Annotated in this window: 2 protein-coding genes; both read left to right on the forward strand. The window is 65.3% G+C overall.

All coding sequences use genetic code 11. The features are described from left to right. A partial coding sequence (locus EN991_RS41435) for a DUF3606 domain-containing protein (protein WP_245461187.1) occupies positions 1-320 on the forward strand: 320 nt, incomplete at its 5' end. Positions 321-491: 171 nt separating this feature from the next. Further along, positions 492-935 (forward strand): GFA family protein, encoded by a 444-nt coding sequence (locus tag EN991_RS37090; protein ID WP_127370569.1) that lies wholly within the window; start codon positions 492-494, stop codon positions 933-935. Positions 936-1,160 lie beyond the last annotated feature (225 nt).

A 1,160-nucleotide genomic window follows, 5' to 3' on the forward strand; every position in this document is an offset into this window, starting at 1 on the left:
CGGCCATCGGCCTGATACAGGCCGGTTGCAGCCTGGCCGTGTCGCCTGGTGGAACCGGCGGCGCCGATCTGTGTTATGTCGTGTTGATCGCGGGCGCCGAAGGTTGCGCGTTTCCCCGACAACAGAAAGCGAGGCCTGAGATGGCTGACGACAAGTCGAAGACGAAACAGGACCGCAAGCAGGTCTCGGGCGAAGAGCCCTACGAGGTTGCCGCCTTTGCCCGCAAATACGGCATTCCGCCAAGCGAGGCACAGACCATCATCAAGCGCTACGGACCCTCGCGCAAGAAGCTCGACGCCCATATGGCGGCCCGCGGCTAGCCGAAACCATTTCGCCTGGGCGGCGTTGAAGACGCTGCGGGCCGTGTCAACCGGGCCTGGTGGTACGGTGAACAGGATGTCTTTTTCCCGGTTTCTCATCCTGGCCAACGAAACGGCAGACGAGCATCTGTCCCACCCGGCCCGCAGCGCCACGCATTGAGGGAGGTCGTCATGTCCGACACCATACGCAGGACCGGCAGCTGCCTGTGCGGCGGCGTGCAGTTCGAGGTTCACGGCGCGCCGCTGCGCGTCGGCCTGTGCCATTGCAAGGATTGCCGCAAGGCCGGCGGTTCGGTCTATTCGGCCTTTGCCATCTGGCCGCGCGAGGCCTTCGAGACCACCGGCCTCGTCAGCTCCTATGGCACGCGCAGCTTTTGCCCGACATGCGGCGGCCGCGTCGCCTGGGTCGACGACAACGAGGCCGAGGTGGCAATCGGCAGCCTCGACATCGCGCCGACCGATCTCGTGCCCGAATATGAATTGTGGACCTCCAGGCGCGAGACCTGGCTGCACGCTTTGCCAGGCGCCGAACAGTTCGAGCATGACCGCCCAGCCACGTACAACGCCGAAGCGCCGACGCCGAGATCGCTGTCGGACATCGACGCAGAGATTTGATCTCCGGGCAAGGGAACCCTGCCCTGCCGCCGACGTTACCGGACGCCTCTCACGCATGTCGCCCGGCGACTTGCGGCAATCATGGAGACGACCGTTGAACGACAAGATGTTTCCCCGCCCCATCAGGCTGAAATTCGCGCCTGAGCGCGAGCGCATCATCCGCAGCGCCTGGGAAGGCCTGGAATGCCTCGGCGACTGGCCGGCTGGCCAGGGACGGCGCTACCG

The sequence above is a fragment of the Mesorhizobium sp. M7A.F.Ca.US.005.03.2.1 genome, assembly GCF_003997795.1.
GTDB classification, from domain to species: domain Bacteria; phylum Pseudomonadota; class Alphaproteobacteria; order Rhizobiales; family Rhizobiaceae; genus Mesorhizobium; species Mesorhizobium ciceri.